Annotated in this window: 17 protein-coding genes and 1 pseudogene; 12 read left to right on the top strand and 6 right to left on the bottom strand. The window is 31.0% G+C overall.

Annotation, left to right across the window (positions count from 1 at the left end; all coding sequences use genetic code 11):
• Positions 1–20: 20 nt before the first annotated feature.
• Entirely contained in the window at positions 21–1,193 is a 1,173-nt protein-coding gene (locus tag NMU03_RS04140; protein ID WP_290141426.1) for an AI-2E family transporter, read from the bottom strand.
• A 114-nt stretch (positions 1,194–1,307) separates the two neighbouring features.
• Here NMU03_RS04140 and NMU03_RS04135 point away from each other — a divergent pair, with 114 nt between their 5' ends.
• A complete protein-coding gene (locus NMU03_RS04135; RefSeq protein ID WP_290141425.1) occupies positions 1,308–1,736 on the top strand; it encodes a DJ-1/PfpI family protein in 429 nt (142 codons plus the stop codon).
• 451 nt (positions 1,737–2,187) lie between these two features.
• Positions 2,188–2,751 (top strand): ChbG/HpnK family deacetylase, encoded by a 564-nt coding sequence (locus NMU03_RS04130; protein ID WP_290141424.1) that lies wholly within the window; start codon positions 2,188–2,190, stop codon positions 2,749–2,751.
• Positions 2,752–3,071: 320 nt separating this feature from the next.
• Here NMU03_RS04130 and NMU03_RS04125 read toward each other — a convergent pair whose 3' ends face one another.
• The 3 genes from NMU03_RS04125 to NMU03_RS04115 are packed head-to-tail and all read right to left on the bottom strand — an operon-like array spanning position 3,072 to position 4,425.
• Entirely contained in the window at positions 3,072–3,266 is a 195-nt protein-coding gene (locus NMU03_RS04125; protein WP_290141423.1) for a hypothetical protein, read from the bottom strand.
• Positions 3,257–3,715, bottom strand: a complete 459-nt coding sequence (locus NMU03_RS04120; protein ID WP_290141422.1) for a GNAT family N-acetyltransferase — start codon at positions 3,713–3,715, stop codon at positions 3,257–3,259. Before NMU03_RS04120 ends, NMU03_RS04125 begins: the two co-directional genes overlap by 10 nt.
• 2 nt (positions 3,716–3,717) lie before the next feature.
• Positions 3,718–4,425, bottom strand: coding sequence for a YaaA family protein (locus NMU03_RS04115; protein ID WP_290141421.1), 708 nt, complete (start codon positions 4,423–4,425; stop codon positions 3,718–3,720).
• Positions 4,426–4,506: 81 nt separating this feature from the next.
• Here NMU03_RS04115 and NMU03_RS04110 point away from each other — a divergent pair, with 81 nt between their 5' ends.
• The 5 genes from NMU03_RS04110 to NMU03_RS17555 all read left to right on the top strand — a co-directional run bounded on the left by NMU03_RS04110 (position 4,507) and on the right by NMU03_RS17555 (position 10,864).
• A complete protein-coding gene (locus NMU03_RS04110) occupies positions 4,507–5,493 on the top strand; it encodes a nucleoid-associated protein (RefSeq protein ID WP_290141420.1) in 987 nt (328 codons plus the stop codon).
• 239 nt (positions 5,494–5,732) lie between these two features.
• Positions 5,733–5,945: a helix-turn-helix domain-containing protein gene (locus NMU03_RS04105; protein ID WP_290141419.1), complete on the top strand. Its 213-nt coding sequence runs from the start codon at positions 5,733–5,735 to the stop codon at positions 5,943–5,945.
• 144 nt (positions 5,946–6,089) lie between these two features.
• Positions 6,090–7,961: a 1,4-alpha-glucan branching protein GlgB gene (glgB, locus tag NMU03_RS04100; protein ID WP_290141418.1), complete on the top strand. Its 1,872-nt coding sequence runs from the start codon at positions 6,090–6,092 to the stop codon at positions 7,959–7,961.
• 16 nt (positions 7,962–7,977) lie between these two features.
• On the top strand, positions 7,978–10,374 hold the full coding sequence (locus tag NMU03_RS04095; RefSeq protein ID WP_290141417.1) for a glycogen/starch/alpha-glucan phosphorylase: 2,397 nt from the start codon (positions 7,978–7,980) through the stop codon (positions 10,372–10,374).
• Between the two features lie 232 nt (positions 10,375–10,606).
• Complete coding sequence (locus NMU03_RS17555; RefSeq protein ID WP_353956655.1) at positions 10,607–10,864, top strand: YbaK/EbsC family protein; 258 nt, start codon at positions 10,607–10,609, stop codon at positions 10,862–10,864.
• A gap of 207 nt (positions 10,865–11,071) precedes the next feature.
• On the opposite strand, the gene NMU03_RS04085 is transcribed toward NMU03_RS17555, so the two are convergent.
• The gene (locus NMU03_RS04085) at positions 11,072–11,470 is read right to left on the bottom strand and encodes a hypothetical protein (RefSeq protein WP_290141416.1); all 399 of its coding nucleotides are present in this window, start codon (positions 11,468–11,470) and stop codon (positions 11,072–11,074) included.
• A complete protein-coding gene (locus tag NMU03_RS04080; protein WP_290141415.1) occupies positions 11,452–11,979 on the bottom strand; it encodes a flavodoxin family protein in 528 nt (175 codons plus the stop codon). Before NMU03_RS04080 ends, NMU03_RS04085 begins: the two co-directional genes overlap by 19 nt.
• Before the next feature lie 205 nt (positions 11,980–12,184).
• On the opposite strand from NMU03_RS04080, the gene NMU03_RS04075 reads away from it, so the two are divergent.
• The 5 genes and pseudogenes from NMU03_RS04075 to mfd all read left to right on the top strand — a co-directional run bounded on the left by NMU03_RS04075 (position 12,185) and on the right by mfd (position 20,246).
• Positions 12,185–13,864 carry a Na/Pi cotransporter family protein gene (locus NMU03_RS04075; protein WP_290141414.1) on the top strand — a complete coding sequence of 560 codons (1,680 nt, stop codon included), beginning with the start codon at positions 12,185–12,187 and terminating at the stop codon, positions 13,862–13,864.
• A 272-nt stretch (positions 13,865–14,136) separates the two neighbouring features.
• Positions 14,137–15,003, top strand: a complete 867-nt coding sequence (locus NMU03_RS04070; RefSeq protein WP_290141413.1) for a hypothetical protein — start codon at positions 14,137–14,139, stop codon at positions 15,001–15,003.
• Between the two features lie 26 nt (positions 15,004–15,029).
• A complete protein-coding gene (locus tag NMU03_RS04065) occupies positions 15,030–16,232 on the top strand; it encodes an alpha-amylase family glycosyl hydrolase (RefSeq protein WP_290141412.1) in 1,203 nt (400 codons plus the stop codon).
• A gap of 9 nt (positions 16,233–16,241) precedes the next feature.
• Positions 16,242–16,796 (top strand): aminoacyl-tRNA hydrolase, encoded by a 555-nt coding sequence (gene pth, locus NMU03_RS04060; protein WP_290141411.1) that lies wholly within the window; start codon positions 16,242–16,244, stop codon positions 16,794–16,796.
• 13 nt (positions 16,797–16,809) lie between these two features.
• Positions 16,810–20,246: pseudogene (gene mfd, locus NMU03_RS04055) on the top strand (transcription-repair coupling factor).
• Positions 20,247–20,403: the final 157 nt, after the last annotated feature.

Raw genomic sequence — 20,403 nt, 5'->3', positions numbered from 1 at the left:
AACGGACTTTGCGTCCGTTTTTATTTATCAAATTTTTTAATTGTTTTATCCGTAATTTCAATATGATTACGATATAAAGAAATATTAACAACACGGCTGCCTACTGCATAAATCAATGCCATACTTGGCACAGCTATCAATAATCCAAAGAAACCAAAGAGATTTCCAAAAATAACTAATGAAAGTAAAACATATAAACCAGAAATACCAACAGCACCACCTACGACACGAGGATAAATCAGATTGGCTTCAAATTGTTGGATAAATACAAAACAGATAGTAAAGACAATAGCTTGTGCAGAATTAACAGCTAAAACAAGAATAAAGCCAACTGCAAAACCAAAATAACCACCAAACATTGGAATTAAACTAGCAATACCAATAATGAAAGCAATCAATTCTGGGAAAGGTAAGCCAGTCAATCTAAAGCCTACATACATCAAGAACATTAAAATACAACTTTCTAATAATTGTCCAGAAACAAAGCCATTGAAATAATGGTTTGCTTCAGCACCGATATCAAAGATGACTAAAGAACGATAATATCCAAATAAGAAAGTGACAACTTTCTTTAATTGTCTTAAATGTGTTTCCTTATTAGCCAATAAGTAAATAGCCATAATAAAGGAAGTAATTGTATTAATAAAAACACTAAAAATACCAAAAGATTGAAAAATTAAGTTTATTCCAGCATTTCCTAAAATATTACCACTTTGAGAAAGCAAATGATTTAAATCAAGACCTGTTAAAGTTTCTTGAATGGAATCATAATTAATCGCATAATTAATTTTGAAATGTGCCAAAGCATCATTAACCATTGTCACAAGACGATTCGCATAATTAAAAATATTTGTAATAATTAAAGCAATACTTTCACCAAGTCTAGGAATAATAAACGATGAAAATAAAATGATGAGGATAACAGCTAAAATCAAAGTAGTCGCAATACTTAAACCACGTTTTAATCCTTTCCTTTTTATCTTTTTACCATAAAAATGCTCAATCTTACGCATTGGTATATTTAAAATAAATGCAATAATAATCGCAATATAAAACGGTGTTGCTAGAGAAAGGATATCACTCAACATCGCAAAGACTGTTTCATAATTAAAAACAATAAAAGCTAATAAAATGGCATATGTCAAATAAAAAATAATTTTATTCTTTTTGACAATTTGAGTTTTGTCAATCATAAATTCACCTTCTTTTATGGTTATTATCATAACATAATTCATTATAAAAGTGTAGTTCATTATTTGTTTATAAAAATATGTTATAATAATAAAAAAATAAAGGGAGGAGATCATATGCAAGCTGCTGTTTTATTTAAAGATGGTTTTGAAGAATTAGAGGCTTTAAGTGTTGTTGATGTTTTAAGACGTGCGAATATCACATGTCAAATGGTAGGAATGGATACGATGTTTGCTAAGAGTTCACATGGTATTGAAGTGAAAATGGATCAGGTATTTGATGAAAGTGTTTATGAAGCTGATGTTGTGGTATTACCAGGTGGACTTCCAGGAGCAACTTCACTTCGTGATGATGAAAGAGTGATTAATATTTTGAAAACATTTAATCAACAAAACAAATGGATTGCAGCCATCTGTGCTGGTCCTATTTCATTAGAAAAAGCTGGTGTTGTGACTGGAAAAAATTTACTTGTTATCCAGGATTTGAAAAAGAAATTCCTTCAGGTATACATCAGGACGTATTGGTTTGTTGTGATCAAAATGTGATTACTGGACGTGGTCCAGCCGCTGCTTTGGAGTTTGCATACACAATTTTAGAAAAATTAGGACAATCATCAAAAAATATTCGTGAAGGTATGCAGTATCATTATTTAGTGAAATAAACGAATGATAAATAACTAGATGAAAAATATGCTATAATTGCTGTGGATGATAGTTATTTCATTTGCGACATTTTACAAATATGATGAAGATGTGATTATTTGAAAGTCGATGGGAACTCGACTGTGGCAGGTGCAAAACAAATGCTGCGGTTCAGGAACTATCCATTTTCTGAATTTGGCTCAGACTTTGTAGAAAGTGCCCTTGAATTGGGTACTTTTTTATTGCAAAGTGGGAACACTATCCTAGATTTATCTTTACACGTTTAATGGACAACTATGTCTGATTTAATTGAGATGGATATGAAAAAGAAAAAAGAAGAAATGAAGAAAGGAATATGGAATATATGAAATTAATTTTACGTGCAGATGATTTGGGTTTTAGTGAAGCAGTGAGTTTAGGGATTTTAAAAGCTGTGAAAGATGGTTTAATTACAAGTGTAGGAATGATGCCCAATATGCCAAGTGCTTCTTACGGTTATCAATTGGTAAAAGATTATGATATTGCGTTAGGGCAACATACAAATATTTGTGTTGGAAAACCATTGAGTGATTCTTCACTTATTCCTTCATTAGTTCAGCCTAATGGAGAATTTTGTTCAAGTAAAGAAATTAGATCACGTCAAGAAGATACGATATGTGTTGAAGAATGTGAAATTGAAATAGAAGCGCAATTAAAAAGATTTCAAGAAATTACAGGAAGAAATCCAGATTATTTTGAAGGACATGCTGTGTTTTCAAAAAATTTCTTTATCGCTTTAGAAAATGTTGCGAAAAGACATCATCTTTTCTTTTGTAATCCAAATCTTGATCCAAAGTGGGAAGAAGAACATCAATTATATGGTTTGCCTTTCTTTAAAGAGGATGAAAAGGGATTATATAATCCTAGTGAATATATGTAGGAGCATTTAGAAAAAATCAAAAGTAATCCTTGTAGCGTAGCCATTTTTCATCCAGGTTATCTAGATCAGTATATTTTAACGCATTCATCTTTTACACATATTAGAGCCATGGAATGTGACTTTTTATGTAGTGATTGGTTGAAACAATGGGTAAAAGATAATAATATTGAGTTAGTTGATTTTAGAAATTATCAAGAAGAATAGAAGATTTATAAATATAATGTATAAAACGTACATACATATGGTGTCATCTTGTACGCATTTATCAATAAAAAGACATAAAAAGCCAAATGAAATTTTAAAATTTCATAATGGCTTTTTTATATTTCTACTTCAATAAAAGAATGACAAAGAATTTCAAATTCATCTTGACTATAAAGATGTTTCTTTTCCAGTTTTTCTAAAGCATCATCATATGCCAGTGCTGCTTCTATGTCGATATTCATGACTGGACTTTCGTGATAAGTCCATCTTTTACCATCATAAAAATGTGAATTGAAGGTTTTCACAAGCATGGCAGTAGGGAATTTTCCATTTCTAAACAAATGTTATATTTGTGTGATGATTGGAAACCAAGTGGTAGATAGACACGAGGATTTCCTAAAATCACAATCGTATCGTAGCCAAGTAAAGTGGCTTGCTGAAAAGAATATTCCATCAGTTGATGTCCATATCCCTGTTTTTGATATGCAGGTAAGATGCTAACTGGTCCAAAAGTTAAAATATCTTTTTCATGATTGTTTTCATCAACAAGTTTGGCTTTAGTATACATAATGTTACCAATAATTTGTCCATCTAATTCCATGACAAAATCTAATTCTGGTATGAAATCTTCATGATGACGCATCACATGAGTTAAATAATGTTCATAACAACCAGGCATATAAACATTATAAAAAGCTTGTCTAATGACATTTTCTACAATTGTATAATCTTCTTGTTTTTCATGTCTAATTTTCAACATTTTTATGTTCTCTCTTTCACAAAAGCAAGCGTACCTTCTTGATCATATTGAGGATTATAAGTAAATCCATCAATATTTAAAGTCTTTAATTCATCCAATGTTTCAATTTCTTGTAAAATCATTTGATTTAACATTTGTCCTCTTGCTTTTTTTATAATCACAGCATTCCTTTTGATTTTACCCTGATCAATGATTATAAAATCAATAAAATAAATATGAGGATGTCTTAACATATTGGTAAATTCTTTAGAAGCTAAAGAAATAATATAATCTTCTTGTTCAAAATGTTGATATAAAGGAGTATACCAATATTCATAGAGATTCATATTTTGAGGTTTCATGGTCATATCTAAACGATAAGGTGTAATACTTGTGTTATACAATAAAACACCATAATAGGCATCTAGTATTCTTAAATGATTTTCAAGATATGTTTGATGTAAATGATAGCTTGATAAATCTAATTGTTTAAAAACTGTTCCCTGATAAAAGAAAAGAGCGGGGTGTTCAGTTTGTGGTTCATGAAAATATCGATAGACTTGAGTAGCTTGTTTATAAGAAATTTTCATGAATTCACATAATTGTTCATCGTTATATTGTTTTAATAGGTTATGTAAATATTCTGTTTCTTTTGGGTAAAGTGGTTTTGATCCAACAATATCTATACCACTATATTTCATTGTTTTACTTGGGGCAATGATAATCTTCATACGTTTTCCTCCTTAGAATTATTATAAAGTATTTAATGTCATTGATAAAGAAATATGTTATAATCTTGACGGGTGAAAAGAATGAATACAATAGTTATCAATAAAATATTAATGCATATGTTAGATTTTGAACATCGAAAGATTTATCATTCTACTGATTTTGTAGATATGAATGAAACATCTATTGATTATTATCGTAAGAAAGTAGAAAAAGCACTAAATTCTCCATCATTAAAAGAATTGACAGTAGGTTCTTTACATGAAATGATGTTAAGAAGTGAAAAAATGGTGGAAAGTAATGAAGAATTTATCAAACAGGCTCATGAAATGACAGATAAATTATTTGCGTTAGGATCAGTGATTGAAGAAATGCCTAACAGTAATGTTTTATTTGTTGATTGTTATAAAAATGGAGAAAGATATGTAGGTGCTTTAAAGCTGAATTATCGTTATATTCCTATGAGTGTCATTGATGAAAACAATATTCGTATTACGAAAAAACAAGTCTTACCAACAATGGGTTCACCAGTTGATGAAGCCATTATTGTAAATGTTGATACAAAGAAATTATATTTAATTGAAAAGAAATATACGATTGATGGAAAACTTGATTTCTATTTAAATGCACAATGGATTAAAGGTGAAGAAAAACTTACTGATAAACAGAAAATATCAACGATGAAAAAAGTTGTTAGAAAAATGGATGATATTTATAATGTGAATGATGGAAAAGCTTTACCTTTAATGAAACATGAAATACAGGAAAAAATTGATACGAATCAGCCTGTAAAACCTTTAGAAATTGTGAAAAAGGTTTTAGAAAGAGATGGACAAGCACAAGAAGAAAGTGAAATCATGATGAAAGATTTGGGAATTGGTGAAGAAGATCAGATTGAGAGTTTATCTTTACCATCAATGGATAAATGTAAACTTGTTTTAGATGACGATATTGAAATCAGTTTGCCAATTGAAGAATATTTATCTGGGGATAAAGTAGAAAAAGTGAAACAGGAAGATGGGACTTATTCTGTTTTATTAAAAGATGTGAGTGAAGTGATTGTAAAGTAAGCGAAAATGGCTTACTTTTTTGGTTATTGGAAATATTATTAAAAAAGTGGTAGTCATGAAATAACTTATAAAAAGTTGATGTGTTTAACTTTTGATGAAATTTATTTATAGTAGGTACTAAAAAAGATTTAGATATTTGTTTATGCAATAATAATCATTATTTAAGTCTGTATAGTTACATTTTTCAATATATTCATATTCTTAAGAAATGGGCATAATAAAATAAAGGTAGTGATATGATGATTAGTTATGCACCATTATTTAAGACAATGAAAGAAAAATCAATAACAACATATGCTTTGATTCATCATCATGGTATTAATCCAAGAATCATTCATAATATTAAACATGGTAAAGGTATTTCTACGTTTACTTTAGAAAAATTATGTCATGCATTGGATTGTACACCAAATGATGTGATCGAATTTATAAAAGAAGAAAATAGCGATTAAAGAAATATAACAACGTTAAAGTTGAAGTATTTCTTTTTTTATTGTGTTATGAATAAAAACATGGTATGAAGACATGGTATAAATAAAAAGAGTGCTTTTTTAAGCGTTTTCATGTATAATAAAAAATATGAAAGGGGTTTTACTATGGCACAATTAGATAACTTTTTGATTCAACTTTTCCACGAAGGAAACTGTTTAGAGATGTATAGAGTTTTTGGTGCACATTTTGAAGAAATGGATGGGCAAAAAGGTGTAAGATTCACTGTTTATGCACCTCATGCAAGAAGTGTGCAGGTTGTTGGTGACTTCAACAAATGGAATGGAGAAGATCACTATATGGAAAAATATACAGATGGAGGTATATATACTTTATTTATTCCTAAAATAAAACAATACGATACATATAAATATCGTATTGAAACACCAAATGGTTCATGGGTGGATCGTGCAGATCCATATGCCTTCTTTAGTGAACTAAGACCAGGTACAGCATCTAAAGTTTATAAGATTGATGGTTTTAGATGGGCAGATAAACGCTGGTTAAATAAGCGTACAAAGAACTTTGATAAAGTTTTAAATATTTATGAAGCCAATATTGGTTCATGGAAAATGAAAAAAGATTTTACGGATGAAGAAGATGGAGAATATTATAGCTATGAAGAAATGATTGATCAAATCATTCCTTATGTCGTTGAAAATGGATATTCTCATATTGAATTAATGCCTTTGACGGAGTTCCCATTTGATGGTTCATGGGGCTATCAGCCTACTGGATATTTCAGTGCGACAAGTCGTTATGGGCATCCAAAACAATTAATGTCTTTTATCAATGCTTGTCATAAAAATAACATAGGGGTTATTATGGACTTTGTACCTGCCCACTTTGTGACTGATGGACATGGTTTACATCAGTTTGATGGTGGTTTTGTGTATGAATATCCTGATATTAATTTAAGATATACAGAATGGGATAGCTGTTACTTTGATTTGGGTAGAGAAGAAGTACGTAGTTTCTTGATGTCTTCTGTTCATTTTTGGGCGAATTATTTCCATATTGATGGTATTCGTTTTGATGCAATTAGTAATTTAATTTACTGGAAAGGAAATAAAGAACGTGGTATCAACGATGGAGCTATTGAATTTATGAAACGTATGAATTCACACATGAATGGATTATTCCCTGGTGTGATGTTGATTGCTGAAGATTCAACAGATTATCCAATGGTGACAACAGCACCACAATCTGGTGGACTTGGTTTTGACTACAAATGGGATTTAGGATGGATGAACGATACTTTGGCTTATTTCAAAAAAGACCCTGTTTATCGTCAATATCCTGATGTTCATAATAAATTGACTTTCTCAATGATGTATTTCTATCGTGAAAACTATATTTTACCTTTTTCACATGATGAAGTCGTTCATAGTAAAGGAACAATTTTAGATAAAATGTGGGGAAATAATGATCAAAAATTTGCACAATGTAAGTCACTTTATTTATATATGATGACACATCCTGGTAAGAAATTAAACTTCATGGGTAATGAACTTGCTGAATATAAAGAATGGGATGAAAAGAAAGCTTTAGGATGGGTTTTATTGAAATATCCACAACATGATTCATTCCATAGATATTTCTCTGATTTAAATCATTTGATTCTAAATCACCCAGCTTTATATCAATATGATTACTATCCTGAGGGATTTGAATGGTTAGTTGTTGATGATATGAAACAAAGTGTATTTGCCTATGCACGTTATGCTCCAGATGGAGAAGTTTTAGTATGCGTTATGAACTTTGTAGGTAATACGCATCATGGTTATCGTATACCAGTTCCAGTTGCAGGAACATATAAAGAAATTATTAATACGGATACTGATTATTATACTGGAAGCAATTTTACGAATAAAAGAGCTATTAAATCACAAAAAATACATGCTGTAAACAAAGAAAATTCAATTTTAGTTGACATTGCACCATTTTCTAGTATGATATTTGAATTGAAGAAGAAATAGTTAAGGGAGACGAAAGATGTTTAAGACAAAAGAAGAATTTAAATATGAGTTTTCAAAAAGAATTATTGAATCTTACGGACGCACAGTTGAAGAAGCACACATTACTGAAAAGTTTATGACACTTGAAAGAATGGTGCGTGATTATGCTTCTGTCAATTGGGCGATGACAAAAATGGCGACAAAAACAAACTATCAAAAACAAGTTCATTATTTTTCAATGGAGTTTTTGATTGGACGTTTATTAGTGAACAACTTAATGAATTTAGGTATTTATGAAATTGCTAAAGAGGGATTAGCTGATTATGGTATTAATATCCATGATTTAGAAGAATTAGAATCTGATGCAGGTTTAGGAAATGGTGGTTTAGGAAGACTTGCAGCTTGTTTCATGGATTCATTAGCTTCACTTTCTTATCCAGCATTTGGAAATACAATTCGTTATGAATATGGATTATTTAAACAAAAAATAGAAAATGGATATCAAGTAGAAGTTCCTGATCAATGGTTAAAATTAGGAAATATGTGGGAAGTTAGAAAACCTAAACATGCGGTTGATGTGAAATTCTGGGGACATGTTGTATGGAATGAAGAAACTGGTAAATGGGATCATGTTGATGCTGAATGTGTCAGAGCAGTTCCTTATGATATGCCAATTGTAGGTAATGATACAACAGTTACCAATACACTTCGTTTATGGCATTCTGAACCAAGTGACAATATTCCATCTAATAAAGATTTTAGACAATATGCACAAGAAGTCAGAGATATTTGTCAGACTTTATATCCTGATGACTCAACACTTGCCGGACGTACTTTACGTTTGAAACAACAATATTTCTTTGTTTCAGCAGGGTTACGTGCGATTATTAAAAATCATTTAAGAGTTTATCCATCATTAGCGAATTTCCATGAAAAGAATGTGATTCAGTTAAATGATACACATCCTGTTTTAGTGATTCCTGAATTGATGAGAATTTTAATTGATGAATATGATATGGATTGGGATGAAGCATGGGACATCACAACACATACTTGTGCTTATACAAACCATACTATTTTATCAGAAGCATTGGAAAAATGGCCTATTTCTACAATGCAGTCATTACTTCCAAGGGTTTATCAAATTATCGAAGAAATCAATAGAAGATTTATAGGTTATGTTAAACATTTAAGTGATAACGATGAAGATTTATTAAATCGTGTTATGATTTTAAAAGATGGTCAAGTGCATATGGCTCATCTTGCGATTGTTGGAAGCTTTAGTGTTAATGGGGTTGCTAGACTTCATACACAAATTTTAATGGAACAGGAAATGAAAGATTTTTATTTCTTATATCCAGAAAAATTCAACAACAAAACAAATGGTATTACACATCGTAGATGGTTAGCTTATTCAAATCCAGAATTAACTACATTATTAAATGAAACAATTGGAAATGATTGGATTAAACATCCTGAACAATTAGAAAAATTAATGAATTATGTTGATGATTCTATTGTCCAAGGAAAATTCTATAATGTGAAACAACAAAGAAAACAAGTTTTAGCTGATTATATTTATCAACACAATGGTATTCAAGTTGATGTCAATAGTATTTTTGATATTCAAGTGAAGAGACTACATGCTTATAAACGTCAATTATTAAATATCATGCATGTTATTTACTTATATCAACAAATGAAGAGGAATCCTGAATTTAAGATTTATCCAAGAACATTTATCTTTGGGGCAAAAGCTGCACCAGCTTACTACTTTGCAAAAAAAGTTATTAAATTAATTAATAGTGTAGCTGATATGGTTAATAATGATCCTGATACAAATGCTTATTTAAAAGTTGTATTTATTGAAAACTATGGTGTCACAATTGCTGAAAAGATTATGCCTGCGGCAGATGTTTCTGAACAGATTTCAACTGCTGGTAAAGAAGCAAGTGGTACAGGTAATATGAAATTCATGATGAACGGAGCAGTAACTGTTGGAACACTTGATGGTGCTAACGTAGAAATTGCTGAACGTGTTGGTGATGACAATGTCATTATCTTTGGATTAAAAGATAATGAAATCAATGAATTAAGATGGAATGGACAATATAATGCTTGGGATTATTATAACAATGATCCACGTATTAAAAATGTTGTTGATTCTTTAGTGGATGGAACATTCCATGAATCAAGAGAAGAATTCAGAATGATTTTTGATGAATTAATGAATCGTAATGATGAATACTTCTTATTTGCTGATTTTGAATCTTATTTGAAAGCTCAAGCTAAAGTAGATGAATTATATCGTGATCGTGCAAAATGGTCTAAGATGTGTCTTGTCAATATTGCACAATCTGGATATTTCTCATCAGATCGTACAATTGAAGAATATGTTGAAGATATTTGGAAATTAGATAGAGTGAAAAGATAAAAAGGAAACCAGTGAAATGTTCACTGGTTTTTACATAGAACGTGGTTATTTCAGTATAGACTTGTAGAAAAGTGGGAGGAATCAAAATGGCAATTGAAAAAGTAGAAGCCTATTTTAAGAGTTTTGGTCTACAAGAACGTATTATTAAGCTTGAAGAGTCTAGTGAAACAGATTGCCAAAACAATGTCTTTTTTAGTATTTGACAAACCATTGTTAGTGGTTATGGCTGGAGATGCAAAAGTGGATAATAAAAAGTATAAAAAATACTTTTCATCAAAAAGCGAAAATGATACCAGTTGGACAAGTTGAAGATTATATTGGACATGCTCCAGGAGGTGTTTGTCCATTTGCCATTCATAATGATATTCCTGTGTATTTGGATATTTCATTAAAGCGTTTTGAGCGTATTTATCCAGCTGCTGGAAATGGGCACAGTGCGATAGATTTATCTTTAGAAGAATTAGTTGAATATTCACATATGATAGAATGAGTAGATATTTGTAAAGACTGGTTAGAAAATAAATAGATAAATGAAAAGGATTGGCATTACTGTCAACCTTTTTTACTGATTGAAATCAATCAGCTTTTTCAATTTCCATTGTTTCCATATCCTTTTTTGAAGTATGATATTTTTCTCCATAACGAATCCAATAACCAGTTGAGGCTTTCACATAAATTCTTTTTGGTAGGGGCATTGTCACTTGTAAAGTCTGATGTTTATGATTTTTAATAGCTTTTGCAAAGCGTGCAATCTTTTTTCTACAAGACCACGAAAAGGTGTTGTTAAAATGGCTTCACCACTACCAATTTTTAAAACTGAGCCAAAAGATAACTGTTTTTGTTTACAAAATAATTGAATCATCTCTACAGCGACATTCATTTGATGGAGTACAATAAATCCACAATTTACAAGACAAGAAATCACTGGTTGATGTCTTGGAGGATGTTTTTGCCATGATTTTAAAAAATCTAGTAATGTCACAGGCAATGAATCAACATATAATGGGAAAGCAAGTATGACATCTTGATGTTGAGATATTTGTTGAAGAATTTGATTATGATTATTTGTTTGAATTTTTATGATATCACTATGCACATAATTTTGAAAAATTTTAGCATATTGTTTGCAATTGTTTCAGAAAGTTGAGAAGTTTCAACAAAGAGAATTTGTGATGAATCAAAATTCATATTATACTCATTGCGTTGAATAAGCTTTCTAAAGATTTGTTTTTCTTCTTCATCATATGTTCCATAGATGATTAGTGTTGCTTTTTTGTTTTTGACATCTCTTAAAACATGATGGGTTTCACGACGATGCAAACGAATAAAAGGTTGTTGTATTGGTAGTGTTCTTTCTAACATTGTTTTCATAATTGTATTAAAACTACCAAATTTCATTTGACTGACAATGATAAGATGCTGATTCTTGGCAATGCAAGGATAAACATGAACAGCATCATCACATATCACACATTTTCCTGGTGTTTTAACCCAGTATTGAAAGCATCCCACACAATGATGGATGTTCAATGAAAATAAGTCAATCAATGTATCTTGTGGTGCTAATTCAAGGCAAAGGGGACAATCACTGAGTATAAGATTCATTTGCTACCCCCAATATTTATTCTTTTCAATATTATAGCATAATCAACAGTGGAAATATAGATATTGATAAAGAGTATGTCATAACGAAATATTTTTATACATTTTCTGTCTAAAGCTGATAGAATCAAGATTTTTTTGTTAAAATCATGTTTACATTGTGTTAATATTATGTTAAGTTTTATTTGTGTATAAATAGGAGGAAGAGATGGAACTAACAAATTTATTCTCAATGCTTGGAGGGTTAGCTCTATTCCTTTATGGGATGACAATGATGTCAAATGGTCTGGAGCTGGCTGCCGGGAATAAGATGAAATCAATTTTGGAAAAATTGACAACAAATCGTTTTTTAGGAACACTTGTAGGAGCATTAACAACAGCAATCATGCAATCATCATCAGCTACAACAGTCATGGCAGTAGGTTTTGTCAATGCTGGTCTTATGCAACTTAAAAATGCTGTATGGGTGATTATGGGTGCCAATATTGGAACAACCATTACAGGTCAGCTGATTGCTTTGGATATTACAGCATTAGCACCAGTTATTGCTTTTGCTGGGGTTGTCTTGATTGCTTTCTTTAAAAGCAAGAAACTTGATGCCTTTGGTGAAATCATTGCAGGTCTAGGGATTTTATTCATGGGGATGGAAATGATGTCCACAGCCATGGTTCCATTACGTGAATCAGCTGAGTTTGCAAACATTGTATCCAACTTTGAAAATCCATTGATAGGAATTCTTGTAGGTGCTGTCTTTACAGCTATCATTCAGTCATCATCTGCATCAGTGGGTATCTTACAGGCATTAGCGATGAGTGGAGTCGTGACTTTACCATCAGCCATTTATGTATTGTTTGGACAGAACATTGGAACATGTGTCACATCAGTCTTGGCATCGATAGGAGCCAACCGCAATGCCAAACGAACAACAGTGATTCATTTGTCATTCAATATCATAGGAACAATTATCTTTGTGATTATTAGTATGGTGACACCATTTGCAGCGTTTATGGCATCATTGACACCAACTAATGTCGTTGCACAGATTGCCAATGTACATACAGTCTTTAATGTTGTCACAACAATTATCTTATTGCCAATTGGTGAAAAACTAGTCAATCTTTCTTATCTGATATTACCAGAGAAACCAGAACTGGAAGGAAAGATGCAGTTAAAATATTTGGACTTTAATATCTTCACAAATGATTATCATATTGGAACAAGTGCAATAGCGAATACACAATTATTCAATGAAACACAAAATATGTTGGATGTAGCGATTGATAATGTCAGAAAATCATTTGAACTGTTGATAGAGTTCAGGGAAGATAAATATGAAAAACTACAAAAGAATGAGGAATATATCAACTATCTCAATAAAAACATCGTAGAATTTACGACAAGTGCCATTTCAACAGAGTTTCCAGTAGAAGGGGCACAGCCAATAGGACTGTTCTTAAAGGTGGCAGCGGATATTGAAAGAATCGGGGATCATGCGATAAACATAGCCAATCGTGCAGAATTGCTCTATAAAGAGGATAAGCAATTCTCACATGAGGCGATGGATGAAATCGGAATCATGAGCAGTCTATGTGTAAACATCCTAGACGAATTGAAGATCATGAACTATGATGAATTCAGTGGTATTGTTGATAAAGTTGATGTGATAGAAGAAAACATTGACAAGACACACCATCAGTTCTCAGTGAATCAGCTAGTCAGATTAAAAGAGAAGAGATGTACAGCAGAGAATAGCGTTGTCTATACCAAAATCTTAACAGATTTTGAAAGAATCGGAGATCATGGATTAAATATTGCACAGGCTTTCTATAAAGCTAGAGAAGCTATGAAAGCTATGAAAATGATTGATGGAATAAAAGATGAAAAATAAAGAGCTGTAACGAAGTGCTTTTGAAAAAGTATATTCGTTCAGCTTTTCTTTTATTTTCATTGATAAATTATTCAAGACTTGTTATTGAAAGAATTTATAAAATATAACATACTTAATCATTAAGATGATATTTATATATGATTAAATAAAATATAAAAAGAGTCAAAACGAAAAGTAAAGGGGTTACATTCTTTGATAGTTTTTTGTGCCTTTTTATGGTATACTTGGAATGGTTATATGACATATATTATAAATAAAGAAAGGAAAACAGTATGGAAGAAAATGCAGTAAGAATGAAGGCTTATGCTGTGACATTTAATGAAATTAGAGTCTATTTATCTAAAGGTTATTATAATGGAATTAGCAGTCAGTTTTATATTAAAAATATTGAAAATGATGAATTGATTCCTTTAAATGGAGATTCATTGAATAATAATGGAAATAATGGGTTTCAAGAATATGTTTTTCATACCAATTTTACAATGGGGAAAGTTTATAAGATTGTGGATGCTTATGGATTAAGCTGTTATCTTGATTTTTCGAAACTTTCGATGTGTGATAAATTTGATGAGTTATATTTTTATGATAAAGATGATTTAGGAAATCATTATACAAAAGAAAAAACAACATTTAAAGTTTGGGCACCACTTGCAACAGATGTCATTTTAAAAGTTATAAAATGGAATGGGGAAACAGAACTTTTTCCAATGAAAAGAACAAAGAAAGGTGTATATAGTGTTGAAGTTCATGAGGATTTAGAATTACAACAATATGTTTATTTAATTCGACATACAGATCATTATGATGTGAGTTTGGATCCATATTCTTATTCTTCATCTGCTAATGGACGTGCTAGCATTATTATTGATTTAAATAATGTGCCTTGTCATAAACATCAACTACCACCATTAGAAAAAATGACGGATATGATTATTTATGAAACAAGTGTAAGAGATTTTTCTATGTCATCAACGAGTGGAATGAAAAATAAAGGGAAGTTTCTTGCTTTTACAGAGTTAAATACATCTACAGATAGTGGCAATCCAACAGGTTTAGATTATTTGTCATGTCTTGGTATCACACATTTACAACTTATGCCGATTGCTGATTTTGCGACAGTAGATGAAAAAATCCTTTAGAATTATATAACTGGGGTTATGATCCTTTGGCATATAATGTAACTGAGGGAAGTTATGTGACTGATCCAGATGATGGATATATGCGTATTACAGAAGCACAACGTATGATTGAAGCCTTACACTCACGTGGTATTCGTGTTGTGATGGATGTGGTTTTTAATCATATGCATGATGTGAATATAAATGCTTTAGAAAAGACTGTTCCTCATTATTTCTTTAGAAGAAATAAGGATGGAAGCTTATCCAATGGTTCATGGTGTGGCAACGATTTAAATACAACGGCTTTAATGTGTCGTAAATATATTTTAGATATGTGTAAACGTTGGCAGGTTTTATATGGAATTGATGGATTCCGTTTTGATTTAATGGGTATTATTGATCAGGAAACGATGAAATTGGTTGATGCTCAAGGAAAGGCATTGGATCCTTCATTTGTGGTTTATGGTGAAGGCTGGAATATGTCAACAGCATTAGATGAAAGTATGCGTACAACGATTCAAAATAATTTTAAAACACCACATATTGGTTTCTTTAATGATTTCTTTAGAGATACATTAAGAGGAACAAATCAGATGGAAACAAAAGGATATTTTTCAGGTGATACGTATAAGACAAATGATGCGATGAGAGCAATTTGTAACTTAGATATGTTTGCAAAAATTACTCAATCTATTAACTATGTTGAATGCCATGATAATGCGACTTGTTATGATAAATTACAGATTTCTAATTATGATGAGACCGAAAAAATAAGAAAAAGACGCGCCCGTTTGATGATGGCAGCAGTTATTTTATCACAAGGTGTTCCTTTCTTACATAGTGGACAGGAATTCTTTAGAACCAAAGGTGGTCTTTCTAATACTTACAATGCTGGTGATCAGGTTAATGCCTTAGATTGGAATCGTAAGGATATGGAAATTGATACAACACAGTTTATTCAGTTTTTAATTCATTTAAGAAAAAATAATCCTTGTTTTAGATATGGAAATTATGATATGATACGTAAAAATGTCAAAACTGAAAATATTAATCATCGTATGATTAAATATTCATTACATCAAAGTGAAGGCGAATATAAAGATTTTGTGATTTATTTTAATGCGTCTTTAGAAACTATTCCGGTTGATGTAGAAGATGGCTTTACACTTTTATATCATAGTGAAAAAGGAAAAATCTTAGATCATAAGTTAGATGTTAATGGTGTTTGTTGTGCGATATTAGTAAGATAGGAGTTGTATATGAAATTAATTGTAGGATTGGGAAATCCAGGAAAAGAATATGAACGCACAAGACATAATGTGGGATTTATGGTGTTGGATGCTTTAGCTGATGAATTTCATGTGTCTATCAACAACAAGAAATTCAAAGGTGAATATGTGAAATGGAAATATCAGGGTGAAGATGTTATCTTTTTAAAACCTCTCACATATATGAATAATTCAGGTGAATCAGTGATCCAAGTAATGAATTTCTTTAAAATAAATGTAGAAGATTTGATAGTTATTTATGATGATATGGACATGCCAACAGGAAAGTTACGTTTAAGACAAAGTGGTAGTGCTGGTGGACACAACGGAATGAAAAGTATTATTCAACATGTAGGCACACAAAACTTTAAACGTATTCGTGTAGGGATTGATAAACATGCTCAAATTCCAGTGGTTGATTATGTCTTAGGACGTTTTACTAAGGAACAGCAACCATTGATTGAAGAAGGTATAGTTAATGCTAGAAAAGCTGTTCAAACGATTCTTGATAAAGATTTTATCACAGCTATGAATACCTTTAATTAGGAGATGAATAGATATGAAGAAGATTATTCAAGTTTTAAAAAATAATCCAGCATATCTTGCGATGAGAAAAGGAAAAGGCGAGATTGTTGTATCTCACGCTAGCGATGAAGCGATGCTTATTGCTAGTGCTTTTTTCGCTAATCCCAAAACAATGCTGGTTATTAAAGACAGTTTATATCAGGCACAGCTTTTATATCAGGAACTGCATCCTTTATTAAAACAAAAAGTTGTTTTCTTTCCATGTGATGAATCCTTACGTGTTGAGGCATTGGCCTCTTCACAAGAATTGATAGGTGAACGTATTTTCGCATTATCACAAATCTTGACACATCAACCCCTTGTGGTGATTTGTCATACCCAAAGTTATTTGCGTTATTTACCTCATCCTCAATTATTTGAAGAATATACTTTACATTTAAAAGTAGGGATGACGATTGATCCATTGATTTTAAGAGAAAAATTAATGTATAGTGGTTATCAGATGATTCAACGTGTCGATGAACCTTTCTATTATTCAAAACGTGGTGGTGTGATTGATGTTTATTCCATTCAATATGATAGTCCGATTCGTATTGAATTCTTTGATGATGAAATAGAAAGTTTACGTTTCTTTGATAAAAATACTCAACGTTCATTAGAAAATGTCCAAGAAGTAACGATTTTACCAGCGACGGATTTACTTTTTGATAATCAGGATATAGAAGGTGTTATTTCACAAATTGAGGACTTAAAAGATAAGACAAAATGTGATGAATATCAGGATGAACTTGATGAAGAAATATCTATTGATATTGAGTCAATCAAAAACCACCAAGCTTCGTCACGTCTATACCAATATATGGGATTGTTTGCATCTTCAACAACGTTACGTTCTTATTTTGATGATGTTTTGATTGTGACATCGAGCCAAGAGAAAATCAAAACAGTTTATAACCAATATGTTGAAGAAACTTTCTATTATACACATGAACTTCAAAGTATGGGGAAAATGGTGAAAGGTTTATCTTTATATCATGAATTACAACCTTTATTAAAAAAATCTGATATTGATTTTGTAGATTTTAAAACAAATGAAAAACAAATTACATTCCTTACGAGAGAAGTTCAATTATCATTACTTAATGAAACACAGTTAATTCAACAGATTAAGGATTATTTAATTCAAAATACGATTTTAATGTGTTTAGAAAATAATCATCAGATTCAAATGATGACGGATTTGTTAGACAAGCATCATTTAACGTATACTTTGATAGGAAATGATGATCATATCTATCCAGAAATTAATATTTATATGGGGAACCTTTCTACAGGTATTGATTTTTGTGATGAACATGTTATTTTAATGACGGAAAAAGAATTATTTAAAGTCAATCATCAAAAGAAAAAAGGTTATATTAAATATAAAGATGCGAAAGTTATTAATGATTATACAGAATTAAATATTGGTGATTATGTTGTTCATGATGTCAATGGGATTGGACAATATATGGGAATCAAGACATTAGAAGTCAGAGGTGCGAAGAAGGATTATTTGTATATTGCCTATAAAGGGAATGATACATTGTATATTCCAGTAGAAAATTTTAAACTTGTGAGAAAATATGCTTCCAGAGATGGAAAAGTGCCTAAAATTCATGCTTTAAACAGTACCGAATGGCAAAAAACAAAACAAAGAGTCAGAAATAAGGTTGATGATTTAGCTGATCGTTTAATCGAAATTTATGCTCAAAGAATGAAACAACCTGGTTTTGCGTTTCCTCAAGATGATACTTTACAATTACAGTTTGAAGAATGCTTTGGTTATGAATTAACACCGGATCAAAAAGCAGCAGTTAAAGAAATTAAAGCTGATATGGAAACACCACGACCAATGGATCGTTTACTTTGTGGAGATGTTGGTTTTGGGAAAACAGAAGTGGCTTTACGTGCTTGTTTTAAAGCTATTTTAGGTGGTAAACAAGTGGCTTTTCTTTGTCCTACAACAATTTTATCTTCACAACATTATCATACAATGGAAAAACGTTTTGAAAACTTTCCAGTCACAATTGCTCTGTTGAATCGTTTTACTTCTACAAAACAAAGAAAACAAATTCTTGCTGATTTAAAAGAAGGAAAAATTGATTTATTAGTAGGAACACATCGTATTTTATCCAATGATGTTACGTTTAAAGATTTAGGTTTATTATGTATTGATGAGGAACAACGTTTTGGTGTCAAACAAAAAGAAAAGATTAAAGAAATCAGAAAAACAATTGATGTTTTAACTTTAACGGCTACACCTATTCCAAGAACTTTACAGATGTCTTTAATGGGGATTCGAGGTTTATCGCAAATCGAAACGCCACCTCTTAATCGTTTGCCAGTTCAAACTTATGTCATGGAAAAAGTCCTCAGCTTGTTAAACAAGTGATTGAAAGAGAGTTGGGTAGAAAAGGGCAGGTGTTCTATTTACATAATCAAACAGCCAATATCGAAAGTGTGGCTAATGAAATTGCCAGACTTGTGCCCCAGGCTAAAATTGGAATTGGACATGGTCGCATGAGTAAAGATGAACTTGAAAAAGTGATGCAATCTTTTGTGGATAAAGAATATGATGTTTTGGTTTGTACAACAATCATTGAAACAGGAATTGATATTCCTAATGCTAATACGATTATTATTGAAAATGCAGATCGCTTTGGTTTATCACAGCTTTATCAGATTAAAGGACGTGTAGGTCGTAGCGAACGTTTGGCTTATGCTTATTTACTGTATGCTAAAAACAAGCAAATGAATGAAGAAGCAACGAAACGTTTAAAAGCCATTAAAGAGTTTGCTCAGCTAGGAAGTGGATATAAGATTGCCATGAGAGATTTATCTATTCGTGGTTCTGGTGATATTCTTGGTGGTGAGCAGGCTGGATTTATTGATACTGTTGGTTTTGATATGTATATGAAGATTCTTCAAGAAGCGATTGATGAAAAAACAGGGAATAAAAAAGAAGAACAAGAAGTTCCTGTACAAAATGTACCTGTGGATGGCTATATTCCAGAAAATTATGTGGAAAATGATATGGCAAAATTAAATTTATATCAACGTATTTATAAGGCTCAACATTTAACACAACTTCAGTCTATTGAAAAAGAACTTCAAGATTTATATGGAAAATTGCCAAGAGAGGTAGCCAATATTGTATTAAAACGTCAATATGAAATCTTATGTACTGAACCATTTATTGATGAGGTCAAAGATGTCGGTGGCAATGTTGAAATCCTGTTGACACAGCAATTCTCTAATCATATTGCAGGTGATTGGCTTTTTGAACTTGTTAATCGTTTATTTGAAAAACCACAGTTAAAATATGTAAAAAATGAAATTGTGATTATGATTCCAACAATTGGACAATGGTTACCTCATACCATTGAATTACTCAATGAATTGAAGAATAAAAATGAACAGTCGCTATAATAGTGGCTGTTTTTATATATGAAATATATCGAGTAGCACTCATTTTATTAAAATTTATGATTTATATTTTTAAACATAATAAAAACAATCCTTTCATGTTATAAAAATATCATAAAAAGATTGTGGTTGTATGTTAAAAATAAATGATTTATTTGAA

Source organism: Allocoprobacillus halotolerans (genome assembly GCF_024399475.1).
GTDB lineage: Bacteria > Bacillota_I > Bacilli_A > Erysipelotrichales > Coprobacillaceae > Allocoprobacillus > Allocoprobacillus halotolerans.
The sequence above is the reverse complement of the archived record's forward strand: the minus strand, read 5'-3'. Positions and strand labels throughout refer to the sequence as shown.